The sequence below is a fragment of the bacterium genome, from assembly GCA_026398675.1.
Taxonomy (GTDB): Bacteria; RBG-13-66-14; RBG-13-66-14; order RBG-13-66-14; family RBG-13-66-14; genus RBG-13-66-14.
Map to the genome: position 1 here is coordinate 1 of JAPLSK010000229.1, position 2,047 is coordinate 2,047.

Below are 2,047 nucleotides of genomic sequence, written 5' to 3' on the forward strand. Positions count from 1 at the left end.
AGTGGGGGACCGGCTTCTATATCAACCCGACGAAGCCGGAGGACGCGGCGCGGTACCTGCGCGAGGTGGTGCTGGAGGAGATAACCGAGTAGCCATCGGGGCGGGTCGGCCGGTTTTTTTAAGGGCGGCGGGTAATCTGCCCGCCGTGCAAATTGCGATGACGTAGGGCGGCCCCTCCGCGGGCCGCTGTTTTCACGTTCCCGGCTCCGACCCTCACCCTAACCCGTAGGCGCGCCTCTCCCTGGGAAGGAGAGGGGACATGGGGCTACCCTCACCCCGGTCATTGCCACGCTGCGATGACGTAGGGGCCGACCTTTAGGTCGGCCCGCGGGCGACCGTGGACGGTCGCCCCTACGGACTACCATCGTAAAAACCATAAAATCACCCACACCGCCAGGCCGACGGCCAACGCCCCCGCGCCGTAACCCCACCATCCCCCCCGCGTCAGCGGCGGCCACGGCGACAACAGGAGCGCCCCCGCCAGGGAAAAGGCCGCCAGGGCGCCGAGGAGCCCCAACGGCTCCAGCACCCACCGCCCCGCCTCGCCCAGCAACATGCAACCTAACAGGATGACGCAAACAGACGGCGGCAGTAAACCCGCTTCCACCCCGCCGACCGCGCCGTCCGATGGGTCGAGATGCTCCCCTGTCCTCCGCGCCCGCGCCCGGCGCCAGCTCCCGCCCAAAAGGCCCAGGGCAATGAGCATCAACGCCGCGCCGCCCAGGGCCCCCGTGACCAGCCGCCACCATCCCGGCGGGTCCCACACGCCCAGGGTAACAAGAATTTCGTCCGCCACCAGGGGCGCCGCCCAGACGAAGAGCAGGGCTAATCCCCGCCTCCCCGGCAGCCCCCGTCCCAGCCTCCCCCGCAGTACCACGTACAGGGCCGCCAGGGCCGCGCCGGCGTATATCCCCGTGCAGCGCCAGCACAAAAGCGCCAGGCCCCCCACCGTCGGCGTCAGGCCGGGGAGCCGGTGGCAGACGGCCCGCGCCGCCTCTTCCAGGAATTCGACCGTCGTCATCACCCCTACACCCCGAAGGCGTCATCCCCCGCGGGGCGGTTCCGGACAAGGGGCTCAAGCCCCGCGCCTCAAGGTATCGTCCCCCTCGCGGGCGGTTTTGGTTTATAATGACCAGGCAGTATCACGAGGTGGGGTGGATATGCCGCGCGGGTTCATTCTCGTTCTCTCGGCCGCTCTGGCTGTTTTTCTCGCCGGCTGCGGCGCCGTCCACGACGTCCGGGACATCGAGTTCCACAAAGAGAAGGCGCTCCTGGGCGACCGGGACTACCTCTTCGAGCTGACCGAGTCGCTGGACTACCTGGACGACGTGAACCTGCGCCTGGCGGTGGTGGACGCCCTGGACGAGATAGGGGACAAAGGGGCGACGATGGCCCTGGTGGCGGCCATGCGCTCGGACCCCGACCCCACGGTGCGCCTGGCCGTCCCGCCGGTGCTGGCCCGGATGGGCGCCCGCAACGCCATCGAGCCGCTGGCGGCCAAGATAACCGACGACGACCCCGCCATGCGCAAGGCGGCCCTCGCGGCCCTCCAGCAGTTCGGCGACGTCCCCGCCCAGGCCTACCTCCCCGGCCTCAAGTCCGCCGACGGCGGCATCCAGACCGAGACGGTCAAGGCCCTCGGCATGCTGCGCGACCCCGACCTGGTGCCCATCTTCTTCAACGCCTTCTTCGACCCCGTCACGGCGGCCGGGGCCAAAAAGCAGATGATAGCAGAGCTCGGCCACCTGGGCGAGGACGGGGTGGACTGCCTCTATCACATCATGTTGCAGACGCCGGACGAGACGATGCAGCAGGCGGTCCGGCGCGAGCTGGAGGCCAGCCCCTCGGACCGCGCGGCGCGCCTTCTGGCCGAGTACGACACCGGCGGGGAGGCCTTCGGCTGGGACCTGCACTGGGAAACCCCGCGCGGCGCCACCGTCGTCACCGGCGAGGTCATCGAGGTCAACGTCGTCGCCACCGACAACGCCAGCCTGATGCTCGTGACCGACCGCGGGAGCCACATCCACTGCCACTTCACCGGCTACAC

Annotated in this window: 2 protein-coding genes; one reads left to right on the top strand and one right to left on the bottom strand. The window is 69.5% G+C overall.

The features are described from left to right. Positions 1-358: 358 nt before the first annotated feature. A complete protein-coding gene (locus NTW26_07285) occupies positions 359-1,021 on the bottom strand; it encodes a DUF2085 domain-containing protein (protein ID MCX7022059.1) in 663 nt (220 codons plus the stop codon). A gap of 139 nt (positions 1,022-1,160) precedes the next feature. Between NTW26_07285 and NTW26_07290 the strand changes: the two genes are divergently transcribed. Further along, on the top strand, positions 1,161-2,047 hold an 887-nt coding region (locus NTW26_07290; GenBank protein MCX7022060.1), incomplete at its 3' end, for a HEAT repeat domain-containing protein.

Excerpts from the sequence above, each read along its gene's own strand:
- NTW26_07285 (MCX7022059.1), bottom strand. The coding sequence starts at position 1,021 with ATGACGACGGTCGAATTCCTGGAAGAGGCGGCGCGGGCCGTCTGCCAC.